This is a genomic window from Bradyrhizobium sp. 27S5 (assembly GCF_037217225.1).
Lineage (GTDB): Bacteria > Pseudomonadota > Alphaproteobacteria > Rhizobiales > Xanthobacteraceae > Bradyrhizobium > Bradyrhizobium septentrionale.
In genome coordinates this window covers 1,035,862-1,062,517 of the sequence record NZ_CP147714.1, presented here as the reverse complement: position 1 = coordinate 1,062,517, position 26,656 = coordinate 1,035,862, and the positions used below count along the sequence as shown (strand labels likewise).

Annotated in this window: 30 protein-coding genes and 1 pseudogene; 17 read left to right on the top strand and 14 right to left on the bottom strand. The window is 58.9% G+C overall.

Translation table 11 applies throughout. The features are described 5' to 3' along the window. Window positions 1-601: 601 nt before the first annotated feature. Window positions 602-1,548 (top strand): IS630 family transposase gene (locus WDM24_RS05210; RefSeq protein WP_166081867.1). Its coding sequence is split into 2 segments (ribosomal slippage): window positions 602-941 and window positions 941-1,548, totalling 948 coding nucleotides; the frame shifts between segments, so codons are not numbered across the junction. 154 nt (window positions 1,549-1,702) lie between these two features. Here the strand turns inward: WDM24_RS05210 and WDM24_RS05205 are convergent. Both WDM24_RS05205 and WDM24_RS05200 read right to left on the bottom strand, forming a co-directional pair. After that, the gene (locus tag WDM24_RS05205; RefSeq protein ID WP_338830640.1) at window positions 1,703-2,623 is read right to left on the bottom strand and encodes a hypothetical protein; all 921 of its coding nucleotides are present in this window, start codon (window positions 2,621-2,623) and stop codon (window positions 1,703-1,705) included. Between the two features lie 1,091 nt (window positions 2,624-3,714). Next, entirely contained in the window at window positions 3,715-3,867 is a 153-nt protein-coding gene (locus WDM24_RS05200) for a hypothetical protein (protein ID WP_338695816.1), read from the bottom strand. A 115-nt stretch (window positions 3,868-3,982) separates the two neighbouring features. Between WDM24_RS05200 and WDM24_RS05195 the strand changes: the two genes are divergently transcribed. The 5 genes from WDM24_RS05195 to WDM24_RS05175 all read left to right on the top strand — a co-directional run bounded on the left by WDM24_RS05195 (window position 3,983) and on the right by WDM24_RS05175 (window position 5,771). Beyond that, complete coding sequence (locus WDM24_RS05195; protein WP_338695814.1) at window positions 3,983-4,210, top strand: hypothetical protein; 228 nt, start codon at window positions 3,983-3,985, stop codon at window positions 4,208-4,210. A 93-nt stretch (window positions 4,211-4,303) separates the two neighbouring features. After that, entirely contained in the window at window positions 4,304-4,624 is a 321-nt protein-coding gene (locus WDM24_RS05190) for a hypothetical protein (RefSeq protein ID WP_338695812.1), read from the top strand. Between the two features lie 15 nt (window positions 4,625-4,639). Next, window positions 4,640-4,927: a hypothetical protein gene (locus WDM24_RS05185; RefSeq protein ID WP_166299016.1), complete on the top strand. Its 288-nt coding sequence runs from the start codon at window positions 4,640-4,642 to the stop codon at window positions 4,925-4,927. Between the two features lie 285 nt (window positions 4,928-5,212). Beyond that, a complete protein-coding gene (locus WDM24_RS05180; protein WP_166299017.1) occupies window positions 5,213-5,401 on the top strand; it encodes a hypothetical protein in 189 nt (62 codons plus the stop codon). Between the two features lie 22 nt (window positions 5,402-5,423). Then, window positions 5,424-5,771 (top strand): hypothetical protein, encoded by a 348-nt coding sequence (locus tag WDM24_RS05175; RefSeq protein ID WP_166299018.1) that lies wholly within the window; start codon window positions 5,424-5,426, stop codon window positions 5,769-5,771. A gap of 578 nt (window positions 5,772-6,349) precedes the next feature. Here the strand turns inward: WDM24_RS05175 and WDM24_RS05170 are convergent. The 7 genes from WDM24_RS05170 to WDM24_RS05140 form a co-directional block, all read right to left on the bottom strand. Beyond that, window positions 6,350-6,514, bottom strand: coding sequence for a hypothetical protein (locus WDM24_RS05170; protein WP_166299019.1), 165 nt, complete (start codon window positions 6,512-6,514; stop codon window positions 6,350-6,352). Window positions 6,515-6,740: 226 nt separating this feature from the next. Continuing rightward, entirely contained in the window at window positions 6,741-7,031 is a 291-nt protein-coding gene (locus WDM24_RS05165; protein WP_338695808.1) for a DUF2934 domain-containing protein, read from the bottom strand. Window positions 7,032-7,644: 613 nt separating this feature from the next. Next, window positions 7,645-7,890, bottom strand: a complete 246-nt coding sequence (locus tag WDM24_RS05160) for a DUF6894 family protein (protein ID WP_165124165.1) — start codon at window positions 7,888-7,890, stop codon at window positions 7,645-7,647. A gap of 267 nt (window positions 7,891-8,157) precedes the next feature. Next, on the bottom strand, window positions 8,158-8,361 hold the full coding sequence (locus WDM24_RS05155) for a hypothetical protein (protein ID WP_338695714.1): 204 nt from the start codon (window positions 8,359-8,361) through the stop codon (window positions 8,158-8,160). Window positions 8,362-8,855: 494 nt separating this feature from the next. Further along, window positions 8,856-9,077: a hypothetical protein gene (locus WDM24_RS05150; RefSeq protein WP_338830639.1), complete on the bottom strand. Its 222-nt coding sequence runs from the start codon at window positions 9,075-9,077 to the stop codon at window positions 8,856-8,858. 232 nt (window positions 9,078-9,309) lie between these two features. After that, entirely contained in the window at window positions 9,310-9,438 is a 129-nt protein-coding gene (locus WDM24_RS05145) for a hypothetical protein (protein WP_338830638.1), read from the bottom strand. Window positions 9,439-9,742: 304 nt separating this feature from the next. Beyond that, window positions 9,743-9,877 (bottom strand): DUF6894 family protein, encoded by a 135-nt coding sequence (locus tag WDM24_RS05140; RefSeq protein ID WP_338830637.1) that lies wholly within the window; start codon window positions 9,875-9,877, stop codon window positions 9,743-9,745. A gap of 184 nt (window positions 9,878-10,061) precedes the next feature. On the opposite strand from WDM24_RS05140, the gene WDM24_RS05135 reads away from it, so the two are divergent. Together WDM24_RS05135 and WDM24_RS05130 are read left to right on the top strand one after the other, a co-directional pair. Then, entirely contained in the window at window positions 10,062-10,778 is a 717-nt protein-coding gene (locus WDM24_RS05135) for a Crp/Fnr family transcriptional regulator (protein WP_166299021.1), read from the top strand. Window positions 10,779-11,296: 518 nt separating this feature from the next. Continuing rightward, window positions 11,297-12,277, top strand: a complete 981-nt coding sequence (locus WDM24_RS05130) for a helix-turn-helix transcriptional regulator (protein ID WP_166299022.1) — start codon at window positions 11,297-11,299, stop codon at window positions 12,275-12,277. A 183-nt stretch (window positions 12,278-12,460) separates the two neighbouring features. Here the strand turns inward: WDM24_RS05130 and WDM24_RS05125 are convergent, their stop codons facing one another. Beyond that, complete coding sequence (locus WDM24_RS05125) at window positions 12,461-12,895, bottom strand: hypothetical protein (protein WP_166299023.1); 435 nt, start codon at window positions 12,893-12,895, stop codon at window positions 12,461-12,463. Between the two features lie 1,364 nt (window positions 12,896-14,259). On the opposite strand from WDM24_RS05125, the gene WDM24_RS05120 reads away from it, so the two are divergent. After that, window positions 14,260-14,586, top strand: coding sequence for a hypothetical protein (locus tag WDM24_RS05120; protein WP_338830636.1), 327 nt, complete (start codon window positions 14,260-14,262; stop codon window positions 14,584-14,586). A 61-nt stretch (window positions 14,587-14,647) separates the two neighbouring features. Here the strand turns inward: WDM24_RS05120 and WDM24_RS05115 are convergent, their stop codons facing one another. Continuing rightward, window positions 14,648-15,073, bottom strand: coding sequence for a hypothetical protein (locus tag WDM24_RS05115; RefSeq protein ID WP_338830635.1), 426 nt, complete (start codon window positions 15,071-15,073; stop codon window positions 14,648-14,650). A gap of 1,336 nt (window positions 15,074-16,409) precedes the next feature. Between WDM24_RS05115 and WDM24_RS05110 the strand changes: the two are divergent. The 3 genes and pseudogenes from WDM24_RS05110 to WDM24_RS05100 all read left to right on the top strand — a co-directional run. Then, window positions 16,410-16,832 (top strand): annotated as a pseudogene (locus tag WDM24_RS05110) (hypothetical protein); the annotation flags it as partial. A gap of 3 nt (window positions 16,833-16,835) precedes the next feature. Beyond that, window positions 16,836-17,045 carry a hypothetical protein gene (locus WDM24_RS05105; RefSeq protein WP_338832589.1) on the top strand — a complete coding sequence of 70 codons (210 nt, stop codon included), beginning with the start codon at window positions 16,836-16,838 and terminating at the stop codon, window positions 17,043-17,045. Between the two features lie 62 nt (window positions 17,046-17,107). Beyond that, window positions 17,108-17,323 (top strand): hypothetical protein, encoded by a 216-nt coding sequence (locus WDM24_RS05100; protein ID WP_165127730.1) that lies wholly within the window; start codon window positions 17,108-17,110, stop codon window positions 17,321-17,323. A 1,418-nt stretch (window positions 17,324-18,741) separates the two neighbouring features. Here WDM24_RS05100 and WDM24_RS44315 read toward each other — a convergent pair. Then, entirely contained in the window at window positions 18,742-18,888 is a 147-nt protein-coding gene (locus tag WDM24_RS44315; RefSeq protein WP_414645812.1) for a hypothetical protein, read from the bottom strand. Between the two features lie 766 nt (window positions 18,889-19,654). On the opposite strand from WDM24_RS44315, the gene WDM24_RS05095 reads away from it, so the two are divergent. From WDM24_RS05095 to WDM24_RS05085, 3 genes are all read left to right on the top strand, one after another. Continuing rightward, on the top strand, window positions 19,655-19,993 hold the full coding sequence (locus WDM24_RS05095; RefSeq protein ID WP_338830634.1) for a DUF1236 domain-containing protein: 339 nt from the start codon (window positions 19,655-19,657) through the stop codon (window positions 19,991-19,993). Between the two features lie 421 nt (window positions 19,994-20,414). Next, window positions 20,415-20,699 carry a hypothetical protein gene (locus WDM24_RS05090; protein WP_338695796.1) on the top strand — a complete coding sequence of 95 codons (285 nt, stop codon included), beginning with the start codon at window positions 20,415-20,417 and terminating at the stop codon, window positions 20,697-20,699. A 483-nt stretch (window positions 20,700-21,182) separates the two neighbouring features. Next, entirely contained in the window at window positions 21,183-21,395 is a 213-nt protein-coding gene (locus WDM24_RS05085) for a hypothetical protein (protein WP_165127726.1), read from the top strand. Window positions 21,396-21,992: 597 nt separating this feature from the next. Here the strand turns inward: WDM24_RS05085 and WDM24_RS05080 are convergent. Both WDM24_RS05080 and WDM24_RS05075 read right to left on the bottom strand, forming a co-directional pair. Then, on the bottom strand, window positions 21,993-22,838 hold the full coding sequence (locus WDM24_RS05080; protein WP_338695793.1) for a class I SAM-dependent methyltransferase: 846 nt from the start codon (window positions 22,836-22,838) through the stop codon (window positions 21,993-21,995). Window positions 22,839-23,084: 246 nt separating this feature from the next. Further along, a complete protein-coding gene (locus WDM24_RS05075; protein WP_338830633.1) occupies window positions 23,085-23,936 on the bottom strand; it encodes an aminoglycoside phosphotransferase family protein in 852 nt (283 codons plus the stop codon). Between the two features lie 494 nt (window positions 23,937-24,430). On the opposite strand from WDM24_RS05075, the gene WDM24_RS05070 reads away from it, so the two are divergent. After that, complete coding sequence (locus tag WDM24_RS05070; protein ID WP_338695789.1) at window positions 24,431-24,601, top strand: DUF3606 domain-containing protein; 171 nt, start codon at window positions 24,431-24,433, stop codon at window positions 24,599-24,601. A 331-nt stretch (window positions 24,602-24,932) separates the two neighbouring features. Then, window positions 24,933-26,639: an alpha-amylase family protein gene (locus WDM24_RS05065; RefSeq protein ID WP_338695787.1), complete on the top strand. Its 1,707-nt coding sequence runs from the start codon at window positions 24,933-24,935 to the stop codon at window positions 26,637-26,639. Window positions 26,640-26,656 lie beyond the last annotated feature (17 nt).

Here is a 26,656-nt window from a genome sequence, read left to right as displayed (position 1 = left end):
TCGAGGATTTAGGACCCCAATAGGATCACGGGTCAAAAAGCGAAGTGGGGCAGGATTACTGGCTTGTAGCTGTGTCCCCTCGAAGCATAATCGCCCAATGATCGAGCAGCGACCAGCTTTCATGGCTTGCAAAAATCCCGGTACCGGCTGGAGGATCGATATTCTGTGGCCCGATGGCGAAACGGAAGTCATCAAGGGTTTTGTTACGGAGCACGACGCTACCAAGTGGATTTCTGAGCACTCGACGACGTGGCAAGAAAATCCGGACCAACCGCGCTAGAGCGGCTGAAGGCCCGCGGCGCATCCTCCTACGACGTCATCAACACCCACTAGAGGGGACGTGAGAGCCTTGGCGACGACGTTGCCGGACGACACCACCAAGGCTCAACCACACAACGGATAGCCCCTTGAATGGCTTGTGCCAGCATGCGGGCCATTTCGGCCAAACTTGGGCGATTGCGACTTGACCAATCGCTTGTTGAGCAAGCCGGTTACCATCGCGATTGCTAGAGCATTTTCCGACCGGAAAGAATCGGGTGGGGATTCCCAAAACGGCGCGAGTCAGATTCAAGCTGCATGCTGGCGAGGGAGGCCAGCATGTATGGCCAGGGCGCTTTCGGTTGATCTTCGCCAAAGGGTGGTAGCCGCGATTGACGGTGGCATGTCCTGTCGACAGGCTGCTGAGCGCTTTGGTGTCAGCGCGGCCAGTGCGATCCGCTGGCGCGGTCGCCTCAAGAAAGTTGGCGACATCGTTCCTAAACGCCAGGGCGGTGACCGCAAATCGCAGCGCATCGAAGCGCATTCGCAATTGATTCTGGAGGCGGTGACAGCGAGGCCGGATATCACGCTTGCCGAGTTGCGAGAACTGTTGAAACGTCGTGGAATATCGACTGGCATCGCGTCGCTCTGGCGTTTTTTCCAGCGCAGAAAGATCACACTTAAAAAAAGACAGCGCACGCCGCCGAGCAACGGCGCGGCGATATAAATGCCGCACGTGAGGAGTGGTTCGAAGGGCAAATCGACCTTGACCCTGAGCGTCTCGTCTTCATCGACGAAACCAGCGCCAACACCAAAATGGCGCGGCGTTACGGGCGCTCGCCACGCGGCGAGCGATGTCGTGCAGCTATCCCACACGGACATTGGAAGACGACGACGTTCACCGCTGGATTGCGCTCCGACGGTCTGATCGCGCCGCTTGTTCTGGACGGTCCAATGGATGGCGACGCTTTCCTGGCCTACGTCGAGCAATTGCTCGCCCCATCGCTGCGGCCGGGCGATACCGTTATCATGGACAACTTGCCCGCTCACAAGGTCCATGGCGTTCGAGAGGCCATCCAGGCGGTCGGAGCTAGCCTGCTCTATCTTCCGCCCTACAGTCCAGACTTCAACCCGATTGAAATGGCCTTCTCCAAACTGAAAGCGCTGTTGCGGGCCGCCGCAGCGCGCACCATGCCCGATCTCTGGCAAGCAATCGCCAACGCTCTCAAACGCTTCTCACCCGAGGAATGTCAAAATTATCTCGTCGCGGCTGGTTACGACGCAACGTGATCGGAAAACGCTCTAGCGGCTTTTCTCCCTGCGTAATCGGCGCGATCATGGGCGCATGCCTTGGCGTCGAAAGCCCGCTCGTCACCTCCGCTACTGGTCCGGTCCCGTCGATCGCGGCGGCGACTTTAAAACCGTGCTGGTCCCGTTAATCAGATCAATGGAATTGATAATTGAGTGTTAGCGTCACGGACTGGTTGGTGACTCGCTCTTGGGCGTTCAAGACAGCAGAACCGGAGGTCGACAACGTCCCATTCTGGTTGAATACAGTGACCGTGTCGGAGATGGTGAAGTTCGCGGAACGCGCATAAGTGTAGGCAAAATCTAAGAACCAGCCGCCGGCAAAGGAATAGGTAGTACCAATTTGCGCCGCGCCGCCCCACACCCAATTCTGATTAAATACGGTGATCGGCAGGCTGGTGGCGAACGTTCCTCTCAACGACTGGGTGGCAAAGGGAATCCCATTGATAAAATTGGACTCCACGCCGAACAGGGCCGGACCGCCGCCGGCGTATAACGTAACATTGCCGAATGCCCGGCCGATGGTGCCGATAAGCGAAAGCTGATGCCTGAGATTGATTTCCGCTGGGCTGATCGCCAAGAACCCAGTGATAGGTCCAGAGATTCCGGCGTTCGGTCCGCTTACTACGGTGCCGGCCCCATTCTGCGGAATAATCACGTTCTGCTTCGAGTCGATGTTTGCGTATTTGTAATTGAACTTGAGCCCAGCCAGCCAGTCGCCCCCGGCAAACGGTTGCATATAGCCGAACTGAACATCGGGGGCGAAACCGGATTTGTTTCGATTGAAGTCGAAAAAGGGACCACCCTCTTGCCCTTGGGCGGTTAGCACCCCCGCATCAAATACACTGATGAGGCCGGATACGCCCTGCAGCGATTGGTCGAAATGGGTCCAGTTATAGCTGCCGCCTACACCGATATAGAACCCGGACCAATCCCACATAGCAGGCGGCGGCGCTGACGGAAGAGTTTTGACGGCCATATCAGCCGCAAAAACAGTCCCGCTTGTTGCGACGATCAAACCACTCCCGCAGACAATGGAAATAAGACGATTGCTCATTTGACCACCTGTGACGGTCGACCGCTCCAACCAATCCTCGTTGCCCCTCGCGACGATTGCAATTCTGAACCTCACCACGAAGCGGCAATTCCTAGATTTCTGACCGGTGTTGCCCCATAGCAACGTGAGAAAGTGGCAATCGGTACCGCGCTAGCGGGGGCTACCCCAGAAGGTGTCGTGAAAATAAAGAACCCCAGAGCGTTGAAGCGCCGGGGCCAAGTTTTTCCTATGCATCAACAAAAATCGGGGCGTGACACCCGAGATTCCAAATCTAACATCGCTGACAGGAATTGCCACTTTTTCCCGAGTTCGTGCTGCAGGAACGATCTGACCGACAGAACGTTCATTCCCAAGCTTCCAGCCAAGGGCGCCCCCGACTGCTGGAAGAAAACCCGTACTGCTCGGGTGGCGGCGGGGATGCCGATTACCTGAGGGCCGATCGAGGTCCCGCCGGAAATCGCCAAGCGGTTTGCCGCGGCCGAACTAGGCCACTCGCCATTTCAAAACAGGCCGCTGATTAGGAACGATTCCAAGTCGGGAAAATTGGGCAACAGTGGATGCGTTTTTCAGCCCCCAAGTTTGCGCATTCATTTAGTGCCCCAAAGTCCCGGCGTTCCTCCCCAGAGCGCCGGGACTTATTAGTTTGGGCCGCGCGCCAAATCAAAACGGTCGGAATCGAAAGGGCCGCTCCACGCCCCTTGACCAATTCCTTGTTCGCTCGCAGCCACTCGCCGCGATCCCTAGCGGCTTCACTCCGCTCGCGAGCGGCGCGATTATTGGCGCATGCACCAGCGTCGATATACCAAATGGTCCGGCCGCTCGTTCCCGCCTGGTAGCCCCGCGGAATGGCTCGCTAACGGCCACGTTAGCTGTAACATCTAATGCCACGGAGGTTGCGGTCGGATGGTGGATGTACGGCTGGGCGACCTACCGCAGGATCAGCCATGGTCGCGCGTCGGTTGGCGTTTGGTCTGCAAGGTCTGCGGCGTGGCCGGCGCAGTGCACGTGACGCCTAACTGGCACGACATGGGGGGCCGCGTGCCATTTTCAGAAACTTGGAGATCGTGAGCAGGCTACTCCAGCGTGTCCGCTCAGGCGCGGAAGAAGAACATCCAGATAACCACCAAGGTTACCGCGGCTAGGCCAAGGCTGGCGATTAGCAATTTCAGCACACTTGGTCCTGGCTCCGCCTGCCGAGCTTCCATAGTTGTCTCAACAATGCGTCGTTCTGGTGTATTGACCATGAATCTCTCCTTTTCATCAGAAGTCGGTCTGGCAAAGTTGGTTCCTCCGCTGGAACGGAACCAAATAAGGGATTGCCGCTTTTGGTATTGGAATTGTCTCTGGGGAGATATGCGAATGCACTACTTCGATAAGCTTCGTAAGGGATCGCGGCTGCACCGCGCTACAATCGTCGATGATCGTACATTCTCAATCCAACCCGCCGGAAATGGTTCGAACGACCTAGGTGCTTTCCAGCGCGTGGCTCAAGACACTGTCCACCACGAAGGCGAAGACGGATATCGGATACCGCTCAAAAATCTTACAGGCTCGATCTACGATCTCCTGGTCATTAAGCGAGATTGACGACTGAAAGTTCCGAATTCGCTCCGGAACAGCTAACCAGCGACCCCAGCGAAGGGGGTTAGTTGCGTGGAGTTGCGTCATGCGTAGGTCCGCTTGGACACCCTCGATCGTTCCCTCGACGGATCAGATCGTCTACCTGGTGGCCCGATCGGCAAAGCCTGGCGCGAGGCCAACCTCAAGACGACCGACCTCGAGACCGTGATCCGGGGCATGCTGGCCGGCGAGTATGCGAGCCCGATCCGGGTGATCGGCTTCAACACCGCCGAGCGCTGGAGCGAGGACGTCTCCGAGGACATCGCACACGAGATCCAGCGCCGATGCGACCTGCAGCAGATCGAGATCCCGGCTGCGCTCGAGGCCTTCGTGGATCGACATACCGGCGGTCGGCGTCAGCTCACGCTGCGGCTCGCTTGAGACTTCAGAAATGCCATGGTGGGGTTACGCCGGGATCGCGATCGCATCGATCGCCACCGGCTTCGGCCGCCAGAAGCAGTTCGTGATCGACGAAGAGGCCATCGTCCGTGGTGTGACGGCTATTCAGACTTCAACGCCTTGCATTCCGGCAAGCACAATGCGGCCGTGGAGATGATCGCCTTCGACATCCTGGTGTTGGACGGTGACGACCTCCGGGATCTGCCGCTGTCGATGCGCAAGACGAACCCTGCAGCGGCTCCTTGCGCGCCGGCAGAGGGCATCTTCCTGTCGGACTATGAGTAAGGGGAGATCGGCCCGGAACTTTTCCGCAAGACCTGCGAGTTCGGTTTTTAGGGGCTGGTGTCCAAGCGATCGGATCGGCCCTATCGAGGCGGCCGGTGCACACACTGGATTAAGGTGAAGAACAGGACGCATCCGGCGATGCATCGTGTAGCTTTGGCGGAGGCCCGATAAGTGTTCAAGCTGGACACTAATCGTCCTCCTGCGGCGTTTCTAGGGATGGATACTTTCCCCCAACCGGTTATATTGGATCGCAGATTCAACCTTTAGCATCGTCGGCCCGCCCCCATGCTGACCGCTTTTGTCTTCCTCGTGCTGGTTGCGCTGGCCGGTCTTTCCGCGCGCTGGGCTTACCAAGCCGGGTATCGGGACGGACGCGAACAAGGCTTGACCGACTCCTACCGGCTTTATGGGGTCAAGGGACTTGGCCCAGAAGGCAAGCCCCGCAATAAAGAGCCCGAAAAAGTTGGGGCGTAAGATATCTGCAAGCAATCGGGTCGTGATCGGATCGACGTTTTTTGCATTGGCGTCGAGTGCTCTCCTTTACCTCATTCCTCCGACCCCGATCGAGCACCACCGTATCCGCGGCATGATGCGTCATTATCAGGGGCACGCGTATTTGGTGCCCTTCAAACACTTCGATAGCCCGCTTAAGAATGCCAATCTCTATGAAGACGACCGCTTGCTCGGACCGGCGAACACTCCTCAGCAAGAAATCATCGACAAAGGAGCTGGGCGCTTTTGGCTCTATCGAGACGAAGCCAACTATTTCGGATCAGTCTTGATGTTCTCGTCTAGCGACAATACCGACCCAAACACGAACGGCCGAAAATACCGCCTCGAATGACAAAAAGCCCGACGCCGGTTAAGGCGCCGGGGGAATTTTCAGGGCCCAGGTTTTAGGAATGAACGCCGCTGGGACAAACCATTTCGGGCCCGGCGGCGTACTTTTCGATGATGTGCCGAATGGCGTCTCCAAACGCCTCCGCGTGAACGAAACACCATTTCGGTTGTCTCGAAGCGAGCGAGAAACAAACCGCGCGCAGCCTGTCGTTCAGCACCAGAAGGGAGCGACGGCCATGATGAATTCAGTGTGGATGCGCAAGGCACGTTTCGCGGCAACCGCGGTCTCACTGTCCTGTGTCGTCATCTTGCTAGCAATGGCCGCTCCCCATTCTGTCTCGAGCAATGCGCTCGGCAGCGAGTGGCAATGTAGCAAGTCCGGCTTCGTCTTAACCAATTGCCGTCAGGCGCCGCCAGCTTGAGCCGATCTGGCATAGGCGCTGCAATTGAGACCGTGCTGGGGATTTCAGCGTCCCAGTTCAGGAAGGAAACGCCGTCGGGCGTGTATTTTTGACACCGGCGGCGTATTTTCTTGAGACAGCGGCCGGGACCGCGATCAGGCGCAGTCGTCGTTGCACCCAATCAGAGCGACCACGGGGCCGACTTCCTACCCTGCTCATCAACGGCGAGGAAGTCCGTCACAAGCTCCGTTGCCAGCCGGAGGATTATGAGGCTGTCCTCAGCCTTGTCCGGCAGTTGCGCCGCCAGCTGGACGGCATGCCGTCGATGCCAGGATTCGATCTTCATCCGATCCTCCCTTTAGTTCGCCCTCACCGATGGAGCCGGAACGATGAGAGTCGCAGCCTTACCGCCGTTCCGTGAGCATCGCCTGCGCCGCCTGAAACGATGCCTCCGCCAACATCGCGACCTTCAAGACGGCAACCTTATCGTTGCCGCCATCTTGTTCGGCGCGGTGACTACGAAGACGAGCCGGCGGTTCGGTCCTATGCGCTAGTTCCAAAACGCTACGGCCTCACCCGTCGATCGCTTCATCGTCCGCGAGTTCGCGCTCGGCTTGCAGCCAGAAATCCAAGTCGCGGCCCGCTGGTCGGCCCGCCTCTTGCCAAAGCTGACGCGCGCGTGCACGGATCTCGTCTTGTTTACCTCGGCGGGATACTAACCGCTGGAGCCTTTGCCGGATGTCCTCGGCAAAATCGCGTATCCGCTCATAGGTCGTGCGATCCGTTGTGACCGCGGCAAGCCGTTTCGCCCTTTCGAGCTCGCGCTCCAGTCCCCGACGGCTGTCTTTCTCTTCCCTGAGCATTCTCCGTATACGAAAAAGGACGCAAATTGTTCATTTAGAAGGTTTCGCACGTGCGAGTTTGGTCACGAGGCGGTCCCCGTCCCAGACTTCCACCGCGCGCTTGTCTGTAAAATTGGTGCCAGGGCGATGGCTTCCGCATCGCTGGCGCAGGTCAGGTCCTCACGACCAACAATGTGACCGTCAGTCCCCACGCAGTAAGCCCGGTAGCTCGGTGCAGGCGAGTTGGACATTGGCGTGATGCGACACCGCGGCGGCTGCGAACCTACCGTTCTTCTAAGAAAGCCCGATCAGGGCTGACCTGCGCTATCCGATCCGGAAAACGGATGGGCGCGGAAGCTGCTGGGCGGGGCGTGAGAGCCTTGGCGACGACGTTGCCGGACGACACCCGCGGTGCGCCTGGCGCCAGATCAGACGGCGGCTGCGCCGAGCCAGCCCGATCGTACGGGGGCGTCTCGTTGCTGAACGCGCGCGTAGGAACGTTCTCGAGCGTCGTAATGGTCGCAGCGATAAGCGCAATCGCGAGCACGACCACAAATACGATCAGAGCAGTTCGGCGATTGGCGACTGCAATGCACTCCAACGCAAACCGATTCAACGCCATCAAGCGTAGGCCTTACTGCAATTTCTTTTCGATCTCGAAGGTAAACTTGAGCTGCATCACAGGGCCCTTGTCGTCTCGGACCTCTATCGCCATGCGGTGGTTGTGTACGCGCTGAGACTGATACACGACGTCCCGGACCATATCTGCCACCGACTTAGCAGCCTCCATTTGCGCCGCCTGCATGCTGTTGAGTTCCAGGCCCTCCTCATCGGGGGCCAACTCCTCACCGTCGCGCAGATCAAAATAATAGCGCGTCATGGTTCGCCTCACTGCGTTACTTGTCAAAGCAGGCAGGCAGAACAGGTTCCTGACGCGGGGCTTAATGCCTTTTGGGGGCTGGAACCGTCTCTATCGCTATCCTGTCAGCATCCCGAAGTGTCACGCGCCGCCCGGTTGCAGCGGCGATTTTTCGAGCCACCATTCTCGCGGTTTCATCGTCGGCAAGGTCGAGAGCGAACACTCCCCGGGGCTTAATGTCGGGACTTGCAACGTCTACGATGATGGGACGCCGCTGGTTCGTCCGCTTCACTTCGGACTCTGCGAGCCGGCGGAGGAAAGCCATTCGTCTACATGTGAGGCGGTTTCCATCTGCCGGGCCTTTTCGAGCGCCGCCTCCTTGGCCGCGCCAACGGGCAGTTCGGTGGCCATCGCCCGCAGGCGCTGTCCTTCCTCACACAGACGTTCTTGAAGGGGTTGGTGTTGTTTGAAACGCCGCCGCTTGATGACCATGGGGCGCTCCTTTCCTGTTCGAGGAAGGCGGGAGTGCTAACCGGGCGGTCTCATCACCGATAGAAGCCACTGATCCGGGCGGTGATAAACGCTAACGCACGCCCCTTGGCTGCGTTCACGGCTACGTCTCCCCGCCGCGGTGTCGCGAGTTGGATGAGATCGATCTCACGGACGTTCGGGATGGCTAGTCATTTGGTCTATTGTCTGTGGTGATTGCTGACACGTCGCACCGTTCGCAGAACAGATCGATGCTAGCGAGATTGCTAGGCTGATTCACGACTTTAAAGCCTCGTGGAAGCTGCTCCACCATGGTTGTCTGGCTCGGCTCATCAAGTTCGGCCAAGTTGGCGGCGCCGGTAAGCCCACAACGCGGGCACTTTAAATAAGCCTTGAAATGGTCCCTCGCGGTCATCCCGCCAAATATGCAGTTCGAGGCATAGCTTTTCCAGCCCGGACCCGCCATCGCCTCATGCCGCGATTGCTAGCGACTCCCATTAACCGGTGCCCATCTTGGGAGGCGCGTCTACCGATCGAATGATAGAGCCTCGCTTGCCACAGACCGTGCAAATGAACCGCGGCTCGAGATCCGACAGCCGCATCTCGTCCGGCCATTTCGCCGCGTCCATCTGGATGTTATGAGAGCACCGATAGTCTTTGCAAAAGACGATGATGCGCGTGGCGCCCGTTTCGCGCATTTCGCGGAACGTGATCTTCATGGGGTAGTCGCTCATGGGGCCGACTACAGCCGCTTCGCTGCCGACGGCAATCCCACGAAGCCTAGCGGGCCGCTATCGGTCCATCCACCATCCATCGGTCAAGGCAATCCGCCCGCAGCTATATCGCGCTAAAAATAAAACCCATGAGCAACAGCGCCAGCAGAACAGTTGCTCCTGCTATCTTTAGCACTTTGCCTGGTACTCGCAGCTTTGCGGGCTGGTTCATAGCTTGTCAGCCCGGGAACTGCGGCTGAATAAGCGATGCGATCATCATGGCCGCGATCAGAAACGCTGGCCCGCAGCTGACTAAAGCAGCTAACCAAAGCTCCGAATCGTGAAAGATCTCGTAATCGTCTTGCATGGACGGGTCCTCCAACAAGTCGAATTATCAACGGACAGATCTCGAGGGCGTTCCCAACGTTGTAGGATCCTCCAATCCGATTCCGTTTTGCTCAAAGAAACGGCCCCAGCGAGGGGACCACAAGCTGGGGCCTAGTTTAGACTTGAATGTCGGGCGCGCGTGATGCGCCCCTAGCGGCAACCACGCGAATGGACCGCATGTGATTGGTACCGTGCATAGGCACCGCGACAACCCAGACGGTGCGCATAGGCCTATGCTTTGATTCCTTGGCGGTGCCGTTCGGCCAACAGGCGGAGAACCCAAATCAGATTTCCGCCTCGTCAGTTATTTCCATCCGCCATTCATGGCTGGGCTTAAGCGTACCATCTAGGTCCTGGAGGTATTTTCCGGCAGTGACGGTGGCTTCCTTCCAAGCGGCGTCAATGTCGGGAAGGTCCATACCGATTTCGTCGGGATTCCGCTTCCGATGCTGGATGTGAAAAATACCGCGGCATTTCAGACGATCGTGATTGGAACTATTGCGCTGAAGCTCGGGGGATAATTATTGTCATCAACGCTCGTTCCTAGTCCTATGATTGGGGCCCCACGGCTCCCCGTCCCGAAAGGTTGACAAGGAGCCTCAGATGCCCCTCGAGATGATGGTACGCAAGTTGCGGCTGCACTCCGAGTTGCCGGACGAAGACGTCGCGGCTTTGTTGTCCATCGTGGCGCCAACGAAAACCCTGCCGGAAGATTCACCTATCGTTCGCGAGGGGGATCTTAGCACACAATGCTGCGTGATTATGAGCGGCTTCGCGTATCGGTCCAAAGTCTCCGAAACTGGCAAGCGCCAAATCCTGTCGTTCCACGTCGCAGGTGACATGCCAGACCTTCAGGGCCTGCCAATAAAGCGGATGGATCATGATTTGACGACGCTCTCGGAAGCGAGGATTGGTTTTATCAATCACGGGTCGCTTGAGCGAACTATTCATACGCGCCCGATGTTAACGCGAGCACTCTGGCGTGAGACGCTTTTGGACGCTGCACTGTTCCGGAAGTGGATCGTGAACCTTGGCACGCGATCGGCAGCGGGACGCATGGCCTATTTGATAGCGGAATTGCGCCAGCGACTTGCAGCGGTAGGGTTGGTCGCCAACGATCAGTTTGACTTTCCGATTACCCAATCAAAGCTGGCGGATGCGCTTGGGTTAAGCGTTGTGCATGTCAATCGGGTCCTCCAGGCGTTTCGAAAACAAGGCATCCTTGATTTGAAGCGGCAAGTCGTCACACTTCGCGACTTCGAAAAGATCCTTGAACTTGGCGGATTTGACACCTTGGAGGACAACGTTGGCGCAAAGTAGCTCTTGGGTTTGGGGGCCGTCCGCTGCAATCGCTGGGCTACCGAGCCCGCGCGGCGAGCGACTATATGGCTTATCTCGCCGGCCGCGAGCGTGTGTATGAGGGCATGCGCATGGCGGGGGTGCCGGAGGAATGAACGGCAGGAAGTTGCCGGTGCGCCACCAATGCCCGTTTCGGGTCAAATAGCGGACATGAGCCCTGACTAGGGCCGTGTCCGCTTTGGGCCAAATGCCGACTATGCTGCTTCCAGCCGCTGATCGATTTATGCGCGCAACAAGCCGACACCGCCATTTGCGACGATTGCGCCTAAAGGCTGGTTGTTCTCGCAAGTGAAGGAAGCTGCGGTCTCGTTGGCCGCCACAATCTGCGCGCGGTGCGCGCCAACTCATCGCGTGCAGCGAGCAACGCGTCGCGCTCGATCATGTCGCGCAGGCTACCTCTCCTTTGTAATCCATTTCACACATGCAGCGAAACGCGTCCGATATGATTTCTTGCGGGGGCCCCGAAGTGGGAGGTCGAGATGCCAACATCATCTCACCTTTTGCGATGGTCGACCGAGATGCTGCCGGAGCGCGCGAGGTTCTCCACGTTCCGTGAGGAGTTTGCGCGGCTGAACCTCGCATTGGACGTGATAGATCACAGCGGCGGCCGCCCGCGTATCGACGTCACCTACTTGCCGCTTGGCGCGGTCGGCGTTTGTGGCGTTGTCGCCACGCCGGTGGAGTTCATCCGTCACAAACACCACCTCAAGGATAGCCGTGACCAATTCGGACTGAACATCGTCGAGACCGGACCGGTCAAATTTGCAAATGCTGGCCAGGAACATGTCTATGATGCCGGATCCGCTTGTTTGATTGACCGGGGAAGGCCGCTGCGAGTATTTGGGCCGCGTGGTGCCAGAGTCAGATACGTGACCGTGCAGGCTGCCGCCCTTAAGTCTCTGGTTGCGCAGCCGGAAGATCTATCAGGTCGGCCGGTGCGTCCCGGACCGGCGCTTAGACTCCTGGGCTGCTACCTGCGATCGCTCGCAACCCTCAAGGAACCTCCGTCATCAGAACTGGCCTCCACCATCGGCGTACATCTCCTTGATCTCGTGGCCGCGACGCTCGGGCCGACCGACGAAGCTGCAAACATTGTTACGGACCGCGGCGTGAAAGCAGCCAGGCTGCAGGCGATCCTGGCGGTGGTCGCGCGACGCTTCAACGATCCCAATTTCGATCTGGACAGTGTCGCCGGGGTGCTCGGCATGTCGCGGAGATACGTGCAAAAACTGCTCGACGAGGGGACCGGAAAGTCGTTCACCGAGCACCTTTCAGGACGCCGGCTTGAGCGTGCCTTCGCGATGTTGACTGACCCGCACCATCGGCGCTTGGCGATCATCGATATTGCGTTTGGGGTCGGCTTTGGTGATGTTTCTCACTTCAATCGCATGTTCCGCCGGTACTTCGGCGAGACGCCATCAGGCGTGCGCGCCGCAGCAACAATGCGGGAGCAGAAGTGATCTTGCGACTTCCAACTCGCGCAATCATGATTTCTCTTAGGCCCTTCTTGTTGAACCCGAGCATCCCTACCCATGCTTACAGTCTTCAACAGTCGGGTAGCTGCGCGCCTCCTTCGTTTGGTGTGTTTGCTGGCGATCTTGGCCGGTCCCGCCTTTGCCGACGACGAGTAGGTCTGGGCCGCGCTAAGGCAAGGCGGCAAGATTGTGCTGCCGCGCCACACTCACGTCGATATGCGAGAAGGAATAGGACGCCTCGTGCGCGGTAACTGCGCTGAGGAGGTGAACCTTTCCACCCACGGCATTGAGCAGGCGATCGCCGCGCGCGACCGCCAGCGAAGCGGATGACAAGGCCGCCTCGACGCACGAAGCGCGCCAGAAAGCCGAAGCCGAGACGATGGCTGACCTGTTGAGCGTCGAGCCCGATGAAAGCTGGTTTGCGTGGTCAGTGCAGGCGCAAGGCTTGCCCATCGAGCATCGAACCGACATCTCGCCGCTCGCGCTGCTTGGCATGCGGCTGGTCGCGGCACCGCGCGCAAACGAAATGCCCGGAACGACGCCGGGATACTCGTGGCCGACGCAGCGGTGATCCCGGATGCGGAACGGAATGATCCAGATCAAAGCCGCCGCTCAACCAGCTAACGGCGCGCGCAAGATGGCTGGCGACCGTCGCGGTGGAGGTAGTTAGGCAAACGGAAGCTCATGTTGTGGGCGCGCTACGCGCAGTTTTGCGGCTGTTTTGGCAACGTCCTAATCTCCGTAGTTGATGGAGCTGGCTGCCCCAGCCCGGCTGGCTGGGGGCCGTGGGCGGCCGAGCCGGGGCAACGCCTCGCTGGGCGGCGGGGCCAGTCTGGCGCTTGACTACGTTACGCCGCATATTGCGCTATTCAACGGAGAACCGTAGCGAAAAGCGGCGCTTGCAACGCGAAGCGCAGCCCGGAGGAGCGCGATCGCGGCTGGCGGTGCAAGCGCTTCACTCCGGGCCCAGTCGCCCGCGCGCCTGCCCCCCGCGCTGACTTACTGACCATGTCATCCAAAGAATGAGGCAGAGCTACGACCCGTGCCCTGCTCATCAATGCCGGAAAATGGCAGATGCGCCGCAGCAACTTTTGGCGAAAAAACCTGCGATCCTGTCAGCCGCCAGTGCCCATCCTTGGCGGCGCATCAACCGAACGAATGATCGAGCCTCGCTTACCGCAGGCCGTGCAAATGAACCGCGGCTCGAGGTCGGACAGCCGCATCTCGTCCAGCCATCTCGCCGCGTCCATCTGGACGTTGTGAGAACACCGATAGTCTTCGCAATATACGATGATGCGTCTTGCGCCGGTTTCGCGCATTTCGCCGAACGTGATCTTGGTAGGATAGTCCTTCATGCGCGCGATTACAGCGGTCCCCGGAGCGGCTCGCAATCCCACGAGAGCTAGCGCGTCGGTGGCGCTTCCGACGCAAGAGGTCGGTCAAGCCGGTCGCGCGTCAGTCGGCGCCTCGTTTGCGCGCGCTCCGTTCATTCCGAGCTTGTACTGGAGTTGAGCAAATTTCTCGCTCGTCGTCGCTCTTCCATGCGGGTCGGAAGAGGCAAACCGAGCCTGTGAGCCCGGTCATAGACGGAGTGTATCGAGCGCCTCGGTGCGGTGGCCGTCACCACTCGGCTGTCACTTGCCAAAGAAAGGGCCCCAGCGAGGAGTCAGCTCGGGCCACATTCTGGATCGCCGAACCGCTGCTCCGACAAAACTAGCGGTCGTTAGGGCTGAAAAAATACGAAATGAAAATCAGGTCGCCCTATCCCAAAGATCATCCAAACGATCTGCGGTTCCGCAAATATCATGTGTGAATCCTTGGCGAAAAAGCTGCGTTCTTTCAGCCGCCCGTTGCTGCGGTTTGGCTTCAACTACCGACGGAACCTGTAGCCAGGGAAAAAATTGACTCATCAGGGAGATGTCCTATGACACGAAAAAATCGGATGCCACCTCAGTCGAGCGCAACAGATGCCGATACTGGTTCCGGCGCAGGGCAGGTTCCTGCTCACCCCCATGATTCTGGCAGTCAGGCAAACGAAACCGTTGATGGACTGGACGCCAGCACCGAGACGTTGCGACGCGCCGCCGAAAATACGCCTTCGGGAGGCGGGTCAGACGATATCGAAAGAACGCCCGTATTTGACCGAGCCGGCGTTGCGCCGAAAATCTGAGGCTACCGCGCAATCAGACGGCGACCCGCGCCTGATCGCCGGGCGAGCAATTTTCCAAGTTTTGATCGTCCTGATGGCGGTCGGAATAGTAGCCGCCGCTTGCGCGGCGATTCGCCTGGGTTAATTGTCGTCACCGAACGCATCATGAGTGTTTGGAGCAGACCGCTTGCGCTTGCCCGACGAGATCAGCTGGTCGCCTTGTCAGTGGCCGTGACTGCACGGAGAGCGGCAGGCTTGCTGGTTTTTGGGCTAGGCGCGTCCACGACAAGGCTGTCGAATTCCATTCCGGGAGCGGCCCTGATGACCGGATCGTTCGGAAGGCTTTCGGCCGGCTGGTACCACGGCGCTTTTTCGATCGCACCGCCCTGAAGCGCCTGCGCCATCAACTGCCCGATTTCGGGGCCGCTCAGCGGGACGAGACCGCCCTCTTCGTTCTTGTAAAGCTGAGGGCAAAAGTAGAGAGCGTGTATTCGCGGGTCGTATTCGTCCAGAACGAGAAAGTGCTCCGGCTTACGGAAGAGCCGTCGCTTTCTCACGAGCTTTTTGTCCTGGGTCGTGAGGGCAACCCGCAGTTTGTCACGTGCTTGGCCGACGATGGTGGCTGCCTCCAACAGGACAAGCCAATTCTTGGTGTGCGCGTTGTCTTGGTGGATTGGAACCAGAGTTCCGCTTCGCTTACCGAATATGCCCATGAGCCGAAGAGTACCAACTCGTATCGAGTGGTTCAACTCGCTCTGAGCGTACCTATCTTCGGCGCTCGCGATTTCCGACGCAGGACGATGGTCTACCGGAAGCCGGCCTCCTTACTTTGACCCGCCACGGCCGAGGCCAAGTTGACCCTCCCGAGATCATGCTTTCCGGCCGGTCGCCCGAATTTGAGATCAACCGAGGAAACGACGATCGCCAGGATGTCGACCGGCCAGTTCAAGAAGCGGCAATTCCGGGACGGCTTCCCACATTACCGCGACAAGGGCGACACACGCTGTTGGCAGTCAATGCGTACTTCTCCGATCATGGCCTGCGCGAGACCGAAAGCCATACGCTCCAGTTCGTAGCCACGGCTTCAAAAACCGCCTGCGCAGCGCGGAGACGCCCAACGAACTCAAGGACGCGCTGATGGGCCACGACACCAAAAAGCCGAAGTATGGCGACGGTGGGCTCGATCTAAAGCGAAAATTTATTGAACGGATTGCGCTAGCACGGAGAATGCTGGTTCTTGCGCCACTGCAGTTGGTAGCGGCGACGGGATAGTAGAACTACCCGCGACCTTAAACAAAACGATGGGCTCCCGGCAGGACTCGCACTCGAAGCCATGCTCAATGTGGTGCATCGGGTTCTCGCATGAGGGCACATCATCGGGGCCTGCGGGTCCGCGAGCGCTTTGGGCCGCGTAGATACTTGATCGCCTCGACCGCAAGGGTGTTTTCGTCGCCTGTCCTGCCTCGAATGAATTCAATCACGCGCTGCCGCGCCAATTCCACTTCCGCGGCGCTTAGACCCGACATCATCTCGTAGGTTTGGACGACCCTCTCGACAATTTTTTCCACCACTAAACCTCTCCCGAAAAATCGAAAACGCCGGAGAAGAACCTTTGTTCCATGCGAAAGTTAGAGCGGGCAGAAGAGAGGTCGCCATGGACCTGACCAAGTGCCCGCTTTGCGGAAATGGCCTTAAATCGGTCTTGGCTCAAGATCAACGAACCGAGCTCCGCTGCATTTCTCGCGACGGCATTGATCCGCTCAAAACGGATGGGTCGCTATCGCCTCAAAGCCGGCCGCTCTCGCAGAGGCTGGCTGCAATGTCATCGCGGTCATCAAAGCTTCCGACGTCATGATTGGAGTCGACTGATACTCCTAAACCTTGACCAACATGTTGCCACGGGCCCTCGGACTGCCCACCAGCTCTAGCGGCTTCCCGCTCGCTCGATTCGGCGGGAAAATGCCGCTCATGGCTCCCAAACACCACCCATGCCTCTCTCGGGCGGCGACCGCAAGGCGCTTACAAAGGAGCTGCGGCGCCCTCGTGCCGTGACCACGATCCTTGCAACACGATCGGCCGAGAAACGCGCCGCCGGCAAGACCCTGATCCGCGAGGCGGACGACCTGCTCTGCCAGAGCCGGAATGATAAAGATGCGGGCCGATGGCGGACCGATCGCCCCCTGGCCCTCGATCGACCGGGCCATCAATACCGGCTATCCGTGACTCGAGATCAAATGCTCGCACTGCAAGACGCCGCGAGCCGTAGATCTGGCCGCCCTGCGCCACGTTCCAACAACCAGGGCGCACGATCTCGCCGGCCGCCTGCGCTGCGTGAAATGCAGCAAGGCCGGCAAGCGGCCAGCCGCCGAGCTGCTGTCCGATCGGAGACGAGAAGTGACCGAGCTAACGCGCCGGCGCGATAGAGGGGCGAAGCTGAACGACCCGTTCTTGCGCGAGGACAAGGCCACCCCGACTGAGCACACGGCCGGCCTGAAGCTGCCGATTGCGCATGGTTGGCTGGGGCACTTGCATGAGAGCGGCACCTTCACCCGGATGACCCAGTTAGGCAAGACCGTTCGCATGAGTGCTGTCTTTGGTTGCTAGGAACCGGCAGGGTTCGCGCTCATTTATATTCTTAGGTTAGCGCGATAGGCCGCAACACGACGATGTACAAAGACGCGATCATAGATGAGCTCAGACAGATTGAGCTCGATGTGGTCGAAGGTGAGAAAAGGCTCGCTGAGCTTGAGGCGCTCCTGATTAATTTGAAGCGGCTGAATGAAGACACGGCCAAGGTTCACGCCGAGCTTGAAGTGATGCGCAAAAATCAGCTCGACCGCGAGCAGAACCGCCAACGGCTGCTTTCGCTTCTACATCCCTAGCGCTGGTGGCGCGCGATCAACAAGACCGACGGAAGAAACGGCCCCAACGTGCAGGCTCACGCTGAACCGAAAGGGCCGCATCACGCGCGGCAACTTTCGGAAAAATGCAAATGTATTCTGGATGAAATCTAGCCCGGCAGCCAAAAATCGATCGACTCCCGCCGATGTGGGCTCCTTAGACCACGGATGCATGTCCGGCGTAAAAACGTGCCACTTTTTCCCGGATTAACAGGGGCGATAAGGAACGATCGGATCTACGGGACGTCTATATGAAGCTTCCAGCCAAGGGCGCCCCCCGACTGCTGGAAGAAAACCCCTATCGCTCGGGTTGGCGGCCCCCAGGTGGGGGCCGCTTCGTTTTTGCGGCTGATGCCGTCCTGTCTACTCAATGTAGACGGCGGCCGAAGCCAGCCAGGATCAGCCTTCATATCAACCAAATAGTTTCGTTCCTCGTCCGGGACGAACCCGGCAGGCTACCCCCTCTTGGGTATGAAACGTTTGCGCCTGCCCAGTCTTAATGCTCGTCAGGATTTTGCACTTTACATCCTGGGGCTAGAGCCGACGTCGCCCGCGTGTATTTTAAGCGGGCGACGTTGCGCCTGGCGTGGTGGCAGTTTTGCCACTGTTTCCCGGCATCGAAACGCTGAACTCTGGTTCGCGATTGTCTCTTCTTCGGATTCAGTGTGCGATCAAGCTGACCAATCTCGACTGACGCGAGACTGGCCATGCGGCCCCAGCACCGGCCTCCGGGGCCCCCAAGGGTGCTGGGGCCGTTCCGTTTGGCCAAACCGGCACCCGATACCTGTCTACCCCGTGATGCTCAAATTCGATTTTTGCCTTCGACGATCAAAAAGACCGTCCCGGCTGGCTCCCTCTGGCTATCACGAGTTGAAATTTGACGGCTACCGTTTGCGGCTCGAGCGCGACCGAGACCGCGTGCGGCTGATTACCAAAGGCGGCCACGACCGGGACCAAGCGCTTCTCCCTGATTGTCGAGTCCGCGCTGCAGAACCGTCAGAAGCAGTTCGTGATTGATGGATCGTGCGCGGAGTGGACGGTTACTCCGCGAGATGCTGGCCTTCGACATCCTCGCCATGGACGGCGACGACTGAGAGACCTGCCGTTGTCGATGCGCAAGACGAACCTGCAACGGCTTCTTACGCGCCGGCCTGAGGGCATATTCCTATCAGACTATAAGCAAGGGGAGATTGGCCCGGACCTCTTCCGGAAGGCCTGCGAGTTCGGTTTTGAGGACCTGGTGTCGAAGCGATCGGATCGTCCCTATCTTGGCGGCCGGTGTCCACATTGGATCAAGGTTGAGAACCGAGCCCATCCGACCATGGGACGGTTATCGACGCTCTTCGAGACCACCCCATATCCAACCTCTGATGACAATTCGGACTGCGCCCCTCCATGGATCAACGTGTTCGCGCGCGATTAAATATCTTGCGGATTTGGGAAAAGAACGTCGGGCCAATGTTGGGAAGGCTCCGAAGCTTGGTATCAGATGCCTTCCTTACGTCCCCCGCAGTCATCAGACCGGCCTTGATAAGCGCGTTTCGCATGCGCGATGGCAACTCAATCGCGGAAATGGGAGTTTCGTCGGAAAAGCTCGCCAAGATGCGGCGCCCTTCTTACTGATGACCAGGATAATTCCGCTTCGGCAGCGACGAACCGGCGGTGAGAGAGTCCATGCCCTTTGAAGAAAGGACCGAGCCTATTGCCAAGGCTCAAATCTGCGAACTAGAGAAGTGTCTTTCCAGAGTTCTAAGCAAACTCCTTGCAGAGGAGACGCGCTCGATTCATAGCCTCATCTTCACTCTCGCAAATGAGATCGATCCGCGACTGAATTCGATCATCCTCACCTATTACGTAGACACGATATGTCTGGAATATCACCGTTTCCTCACCGTTGAGGCCACATGCCTGCGGTGTGTGAGTTAATGGCTAATATCACGCTTGGAATCGATTGCCATTTTTTCCCGACAATGTGAAGAGCCCAGGTGCTCGGCAGTTCCTATGTCCGCAAGAAAGCGGGCCGCCGCGGGCCCAACTGTTGAAAACAAGAACGGCCTCAGTGCCGCGAGCGCTGAGGCCGTCCTCTGTCCTATGCTGAAAAACCTACCGCGTACTGGGTTTAAAGGTTTTCCTTAATGAAATTTTACCCGCCCAATGGGGCCGATCTTCTGGGAAACGGTCTCCGTCAATATCACAAGACGACTATCTCAAACTGAATTGCCATTTATTCCCGACGCGTAGCTGGTTGCAAGGAACCTTAGAGCTTCATGTCGGTTCACGACGAGCCGCATCGAGCGGCCGAGGAGAATCTTAATGAAGAAGCTATTGCTCACGTCTGCGATCTTGCTGTCATCGGCGGGCGCGTTTGCTCAGACCACCGTTACAACGACAGGCGCCGGCCACACGGCGGCCGTGCAGATCGAACCAGAGTACCGCACACGGATTCGCGGCTATGTCACCGAGCACAAGATCCGTCCGATTGAAACCCGAGAGAAGATCGTGGTGGGAACAACGGTTCCGCGTGATGTTGAACTGGAGGCAGTTCCGACCGAGTGGGGACCGTCTGTAACGAAGTATCGCTATATCTATTCAGGCGAGCGCGTAATGCTGGTCGATCCAGCCACTCGCACGGTCGTTCAGGAAGTCGACTGACACCACTAATGGCGGGCCGTCCGACACAGCACGGCCCGCCAAACACGCAGCTGGAAATTTGAGGTAACGGACGATGGACTCACGCAAAGAGGCCCGGATCGTTGGGCTGAGCATCGCGGCGATTTATGTAATCTTTATAGCACTCGCCGCGATTGGAGCCACCTAAACACCGAGCGCGACCTCCACCGAAGCCTCATAACGGCAGGTGCAGCTGATTAGCCACGTCAGCGCTTGAAATGGGCTGTTGATGAGGTTTGTCACTATCCAGCCAACCCCGCCGCTTAATGGAACGGCGATCCAATAGAGCCAGCGGCTCACGTTGTGCACGCCGGCTGCTTGCTCGCGGACGTTCTGCACGGCCTGGAAGGTCGGCTCATGTCGGCGATGTCTCTCGGCCTCCGCGGCTCGCTTGGCGTCGCGGTTGCAGGGCGTTGGCGAAAACGAGCTGGCGATCCCTTTCCTGGAGGCGCGCCTCCAATTGAGCGTTCTGCTCGGCGACCTGCGCTGCCTCGCATTTGGCATCGGCCGAGCTAAAGCCGGCGTTGTAGAGATGCGTGGCGCCGGCGATCGCAGCGCCACCGGTGAGCACGGCGAGGCCGCCGGCGAAATAGCGCCGGCGGCAAATGGCGAGAAGCTGACGCCGGTGAGGCCCGCCACGCGCATGACGATCGCGATGCGGCGGCATCCGCGGCGATCTCGGCCTTGACCGCAAAGCGCGCATCAGCTCTTGTAAAGCCCCTTTGGGGTTCACTCGTGATGCGGCGTTGTCGGTGGCTTGTTTGTATCGTGAAGAATGAGCACGATTGCCCGACGCACCTCTGTTCTCATCACAGTTAAATGCATGGGCGGTTCGCCCGGAACGATCACAGGCGGGCCGCCTGCGGCCGGCTGGCTAATCTGCCTCGTTGGACAGTTCGATCGCGGCTGGACACATAAACAACTCCATTCAAGCGAGCGCCGTCCGATTGGTTCCTCGAGCAGTCACTTGCCAAGAAACCCACGAAATGTAGTTGCGTTTGGCCTCATTGAAACTGACCGGCCGTGATGGCAAAGAAAGCGAAGAAGCTCGGCGAGCGGACCGGCCGTGCCCTTCACTGTCCGGAGCGTTGACACGGGCGGGCTTTGGTCGTTTGCAGCTTCCGCTATCAATTTTCAGGATCAGTGCGAGGTGGGCGGGTGCTCCTAACGGATGACCGAACCACTTCCACCGCTTATCGAAAGCTCGCTTCAGATCGCTTGGGACTTTCTCGGCGGTCTGGACGAGATCGACGATGCTCAGCAAACCGCCGAATTTCTCCTCGGGAACATCAAGTCCCAGATGCTGAAGGGCGAAAGACGGAGACTTGTGCTATCGAACCGCGCGATCGACAGCTTCCGTCGGCGTGCAAGCAGCCAACAGTAGCGTGGGCACCAGAAAAGCAAACCCTTCTATTTAGGAGGCGCGACCATCGTTTTTGTCGATCCGTCCGGCGCCGGCTGCATTCCTGGCGGGCTTTGTCCCTGGGGGCTTTCCGGCGGAGCGCCGCCTGAGCCGGTGTTGATTGGCCCAGTCCAGCCTTGGGGTTGCAATTGACCTTTGTCTTCGGGCGCTGAACGCCCAGTTGGCGCATTGACGTCCCCTTTTGTGGCAGGTTGCGCCGTCGCTAATCCACAAGACAGCACAAGGCATATCGATGCTAATCGGGCTCGCACTGAAACCTCCATCTTCTCGTATGCGCAACATGCCGATATGCACATCAGTTCCTCGTCCGCGGCGAGAAGCCGCTAGCCTCGCTTCCTGTATTCTGCCGGCAGCTGTTGATGGGCTTCGTTTTCAGCGCAACGCATTTGCGCGCAGATTGCCTTGATCGAGGGATCATGGATCGACCAATAGCGGTCCCGCTAGTGGCTCGGCCTGACAGGCACGCTGCGAACTGGCGATCGACCATATTCGCGCAGAACGCGGAGCCGTCGTTGCGCCGCAATGAACTGAGAAACTGCTCAACCTCGGAAATGCGGACTAACGATACGCTACAACGATGTTCGAATTCATCTCGCCGATGACCTTGCCGTCCCTCAGCAACGGCGTCATTTCGTGCCTCACGCGGGCGGCGAAGGCTTCCTGAACATCCTGGGGTAGTGCGGCAACACTTGGCGCAACAGGCGTAGCAGCGAAGGATTGTATTGCTTGGTCCAATCCCGCCTCAAACACCATGGGCAGCGTTGGCGTCAATAGGCGGACTTCGCGAAAACCTGCGTGTTCAATTGCAGCCATTAGCACCGTGCCGCTTGGGAAACTGAACGGTGCTGTCGCCAATTCGGCGAGCTCGGAGGGCACCGTAGCGCGCAGGGCTGCATGGTACGCAACAAATATCGAATTGCGTTCGATCTCGGCCCACACGGCAATCGCCGCACGTCCATTGGGCTTCAATACCCGATACATCTCTCTGAGTGCGCCCGGCTTGTCAGGAAAGAACTGCAAGCCCTGTTGGCATAGGACGGCATCGAAGGCGCCGGTTGCGGCAGACAACGGTGTGGCCGCGGATTGCACATATTCAATCGAGGCTGCGTCTGCAAGCGGAGGTTTGGATCTAGCAATGTCCAACATTGGCTGGGCGATATCGACCGCAACGACGCGGCCCTTGGGCCCAAGCTGTGCTGCGGCTAGCCGTGCCACGGTCCCGGGGCCAGTGGCGATGTCAAGGACGGCCTCGCCCTTTTGAAGATTGGCTTCGTGAGCAAGAGTTTTGCCCGCGGCTCGAATATCCTCGGCACGAAGAACGTGTCGTAAGCTTTCGGAACCGAAGAGCTTGTGTACTGAAACTTCGTTGCATCTGTCACGGAAATCTCCGACGCTTTGGAGCAAAGCTCAACCAGAGATCGGAACATCGTACTACGGGGACGTCCATTGAGGACGAGCGCCAGAGCGTGGCCGTTTGACGCGGTTCCGTTTCTGGCCCTTTTCGGAAGTGCCGCGCTGGCTATCGAAAGCCTGATATCGGGGGTGAAGCCGACGTGACGGTTGCACGCTCCGACTTCCGAGTTTGCCCCAAAGAAGACACTGAGGGCTCGCTTCGACAGGCCACTCCGGCTCGCGCGCGACCAAAACAATTCAGCCTTCCGAGCGCAGGGCCGCCTCGACGCGCTGGATCAGCCGCTCCCGCATGTCAGGCATGGCCCCGCCGAGCAGGAGGAAGACGCGGACGATCGGCAAATAGGGCTGCATCGCCGCCGTCAGCGCCGCAGAGGCTATGCCGGCCAGCCGCGCATACTCCGCCTGCAGAACCGAATTGACCGTGGCCCGCTCCGGATCGTCGGCGTGTTCCGGGCCAATCTCGGCAAGCAGGACATGGCACTGTGCAATCTCGTAGGCGGCGGGCGCACGAGCCGCGCCAAGCCAGTCGATCAGTCTCGGACCCTGCGCCGTCATAATCACGTTGCCGGGGTGAAGATCGGAATGGCACAGCACGTCATCGGGCGCGAGGTGCTCGATCAGCGCGAGGACGCCGGTGGTGATGCGCTCCGGAAGCACGCTGCCGCCGAACCGCAATCTGGCGTGCATCGCCTCGCGCAGCGAGAGTGCGTGCGGCGGCGGTCGCGTCTTGTGAACGGCAAGGCAGAGCGTCGCAAGGATTGCGCCCGCTTGTTCACGCGTGATGGCGCCGGTGCGCGTAGCCTGCGTCAGGGTCGGCCCATCGAACCGCGGCAGCACGATGCCAAAGCGGCCGTCCAGGGTGACTTCGCCGAGCACCTCCGGCGCTGGGCCGCCGGCGGCGAAGACCGCGCGGGTCATTTGCGTCTCGTGCTGGACGACCCACTGCGGGATACCTGGCTTGGACAACTTGACGATCTGACCACGCGCCCAGGCGTGGACATCAGCGAAGACGCCTTCGCCGATCTTCTCTCCCAGCAATCTCTGCATGCCCGTTCTCCGCCGTGCAGAGGAAACACTGGCGGCGAGCAAAAAGGAACCCCTCCCGTCGCGGGGCCGCCGGCCCCTATGATCGCCTTTCAACCTCCAGAGACCTTCGTCCACTCCGCTAAATGGTGCCAAGTCCGGTTGTGGCCCTTAGCGGACATTCACTTAGGCATCGCCAACGTCTATTTGTGAGACCGGCGTCTTTTGGACCTAGCGCGACGTAAGCCCCCAGAAGGCAATAACCAGTAAGGAGTAAGCGCCCAGACCCATCAGCGGCACGACGGCTTCCAGCATCATAGCCGAATCAACTCCGCTCGTTATCAAGCATGCGCGATTGGAGTTTTTGTCGTCGTCAAAGGTCCACGGGCACAGCGGCAATCCATCTTCTCTTTCGGAGGGACGGAACGTCGTCCTAGGCTCGGCGTTGCGTAGATGGAGACGGCGCTCACGCGGGAGCAACAACCCGGTCCCGATCGTCGACCAATCGATGTCGACGGCAATGCCGCAACGTCGCGTGCAATCTTTCTTTGCGAGCCACCATGAACAAGCGTAGGCAAAGCTATTTTCGCAGTTCGCTGGATCTGCGAGACAAGGTCCAAGTCAAAATATTGAGGAAGCGCTTGAAGGTCTCCAATCAACAGTTTGCTTCAATCGCGCGAAAGTCAGGTTCCTCGATTTCCGCCATCACAAAGGAAGCAAAGGTAATCTGATCGGCCTAATAGCCGATCATATCGCGCCGGGACATCGTGTTTCGAGCCCGGCGGCGTAGTTTTGGAATTCCCATGTCATCATGACCGGGCCGAGCCCGGCCGATCCGATACCTCGTCAGGACGCCACGCCCTCCAAGGCCTCCGCAACGCGCCCGATCAGGAAAAGCTGCCAAGTTCGTTCGATGTCCCGCTTATCGTTGCTGTTAAGCCCGTCGGGAGATCCTTATTCTGTCAGTATCGAATTCCGTGCAGCACCAGCGACACGGAACCTCCCCGTCCTCAAGCACTTATCACGCAGCCGCCGGCCCGGCGGATACATCGAGCCCGTGGCATGATCGACGATCTCTGGTACAAGAACGCCATCATCTATTGCCTGTCCGTCGGCACCTTCATGGATGCCAACGGCGACGGGGTCGGTGATTTCAAGGGGTTGTTGCGCCGGCTCGATTATCTGCACGGCCTCGGCATCACCACAATCTGGTTGATGCCCTTCCAGACCTCGCCCGGCCGCGACGACGGTTACGACATCGCCGACTATTACAGTGTCGATTCCCGCTACGGCACGCTCGGCGATTTCGTCGAATTCACCCATGGCTGCAAGCAGCGCGGCATGCGCGTCATCATCGATCTCGTCGTCAACCACACCTCCGACCAGCATCATTGGTTCAAGGAGGCGCGGCGCGACAAGAATTCGCCTTATCGCGACTGGTATGTCTGGTCGGACAAGAAACCGGCCAACGCCAACAAGGGCATGGTGTTTCCCGGCGTGCAGAAATCGACCTGGACACGCGACAGGGCCGCCGGCGCCTGGTACTTTCACCGCTTCTACGATTTCCAGCCCGATCTCAACACGTCGAATCCGCATGTCCAGGCGGAGATCCTGAAGATTATGGGCTTCTGGATTCAGCTCGGCGTCTCCGGCTTTCGCATGGACGCGGTTCCCTTCGTGATCGCGACCAAGGGCGCCAAGGTGACGAAGCCGGTCGAGCAATACGACATGCTGCGCGCGTTCCGCGAATTCCTGCAATGGCGCGAGGGTGACGCCATCATCTTGGCCGAGGCCAATGTGCTGCCGGAAACGGACATGGAGTATTTCGGCAAGGACGACGACCGCATGCATATGATGTTCAACTTTCACGTCAACCAGCATCTGTTCTATGCGCTGGCGTCGAGCGACTCAGGTCCGTTGGCCAAGGCACTGAAAGCAACAAAACCGCGGCCAGCCACGGCGCAATGGGGCCTGTTCCTTCGCAATCATGACGAGCTGGACCTCGGACGACTGACCAAGGCACAACGCGATATCGTGTTCAAATCATTTGGCCCCGACAAGGATATGCAGCTCTACAATCGTGGCATAAGGCGCCGGCTCGCGCCGATGCTCGGAGGCGATCGTCGGCGGCTCGAGCTCGCCTACAGCCTGATGTGCACGCTGCCGGGAACGCCTGTCATCCGCTATGGCGACGAAATCGCGATGGGCGACGATCTCTCGCTGCCCGAACGCAACTGCGCGCGCACGCCGATGCAATGGTCGACCGAGCCGCATGGCGGGTTCACCAAGAGCAGCAAGCCTGTGAGCCCCGTGATCGACAAGGGGCCTTACGGCTACGAGCATGTCAACGTCGCAAAACAGCGGCGCGATCCGAACTCCATGCTGAACTGGACCGAGCGCATCGTCCGCATGCGCAAGGAAGTGCCCGAGATCGGCTGGGGCGATTTTGCGGTGATCGCGACACGCGATCCCGCCGTCTTCATCATGCGCTATGACTGGCGCAACAATTCTGTGCTGTTCGTGCACAATCTTGACGAAAAGCCGTGTGAGATCGCATTCGCGACGGGGCTGCCGGGCGATGCCGGCGAGCACCTGATCAACCTTCTCGCGGAAGACCACAGCCACGCCGACAAACGCGGCCAGCATCGCATCGTTCTGGAGCCGTACGGGTACCGCTGGTACCGGGTCGGCGGGCTGGATTATCTGTTGAAGCGGAGTGATATTGACGAAAACACGGCGCGCAACTCGGCCGGTCCGGTCCTACCTTAGCCGTGATCGGAGTATGG

Bases quoted from the DNA above. Each gene is read 5' to 3' on its own strand.
- WDM24_RS05205 (WP_338830640.1), bottom strand. From the start codon at position 2,623: ATGAGCAATCGTCTTATTTCCATTGTCTGCGGGAGTGGTTTGATCGTC.
- WDM24_RS05200 (WP_338695816.1), bottom strand. From the start codon at position 3,867: ATGGTCAATACACCAGAACGACGCATTGTTGAGACAACTATGGAAGCT.
- WDM24_RS05195 (WP_338695814.1), top strand. From the start codon at position 3,983: ATGCACTACTTCGATAAGCTTCGTAAGGGATCGCGGCTGCACCGCGCT.
- WDM24_RS05185 (WP_166299016.1), top strand. From the start codon at position 4,640: ATGGTGGGGTTACGCCGGGATCGCGATCGCATCGATCGCCACCGGCTT.
- WDM24_RS05180 (WP_166299017.1), top strand. From the start codon at position 5,213: ATGCTGACCGCTTTTGTCTTCCTCGTGCTGGTTGCGCTGGCCGGTCTT.
- WDM24_RS05170 (WP_166299019.1), bottom strand. From the start codon at position 6,514: ATGAAGATCGAATCCTGGCATCGACGGCATGCCGTCCAGCTGGCGGCG.
- WDM24_RS05165 (WP_338695808.1), bottom strand. From the start codon at position 7,031: ATGCTCAGGGAAGAGAAAGACAGCCGTCGGGGACTGGAGCGCGAGCTC.
- WDM24_RS05160 (WP_165124165.1), bottom strand. From the start codon at position 7,890: ATGACGCGCTATTATTTTGATCTGCGCGACGGTGAGGAGTTGGCCCCC.
- WDM24_RS05155 (WP_338695714.1), bottom strand. From the start codon at position 8,361: ATGGTCATCAAGCGGCGGCGTTTCAAACAACACCAACCCCTTCAAGAA.
- WDM24_RS05150 (WP_338830639.1), bottom strand. From the start codon at position 9,077: ATGAAGATCACGTTCCGCGAAATGCGCGAAACGGGCGCCACGCGCATC.
- WDM24_RS05145 (WP_338830638.1), bottom strand. From the start codon at position 9,438: ATGCAAGACGATTACGAGATCTTTCACGATTCGGAGCTTTGGTTAGCT.
- WDM24_RS05140 (WP_338830637.1), bottom strand. From the start codon at position 9,877: ATGGACCTTCCCGACATTGACGCCGCTTGGAAGGAAGCCACCGTCACT.
- WDM24_RS05135 (WP_166299021.1), top strand. From the start codon at position 10,062: ATGCCCCTCGAGATGATGGTACGCAAGTTGCGGCTGCACTCCGAGTTG.
- WDM24_RS05130 (WP_166299022.1), top strand. From the start codon at position 11,297: ATGCCAACATCATCTCACCTTTTGCGATGGTCGACCGAGATGCTGCCG.
- WDM24_RS05120 (WP_338830636.1), top strand. From the start codon at position 14,260: ATGCCGATACTGGTTCCGGCGCAGGGCAGGTTCCTGCTCACCCCCATG.
- WDM24_RS05100 (WP_165127730.1), top strand. From the start codon at position 17,108: ATGTACAAAGACGCGATCATAGATGAGCTCAGACAGATTGAGCTCGAT.
- WDM24_RS44315 (WP_414645812.1), bottom strand. From the start codon at position 18,888: ATGCGAAACGCGCTTATCAAGGCCGGTCTGATGACTGCGGGGGACGTA.
- WDM24_RS05095 (WP_338830634.1), top strand. From the start codon at position 19,655: ATGAAGAAGCTATTGCTCACGTCTGCGATCTTGCTGTCATCGGCGGGC.
- WDM24_RS05085 (WP_165127726.1), top strand. From the start codon at position 21,183: ATGACCGAACCACTTCCACCGCTTATCGAAAGCTCGCTTCAGATCGCT.
- WDM24_RS05070 (WP_338695789.1), top strand. From the start codon at position 24,431: ATGAACAAGCGTAGGCAAAGCTATTTTCGCAGTTCGCTGGATCTGCGA.
- WDM24_RS05065 (WP_338695787.1), top strand. From the start codon at position 24,933: ATGATCGACGATCTCTGGTACAAGAACGCCATCATCTATTGCCTGTCC.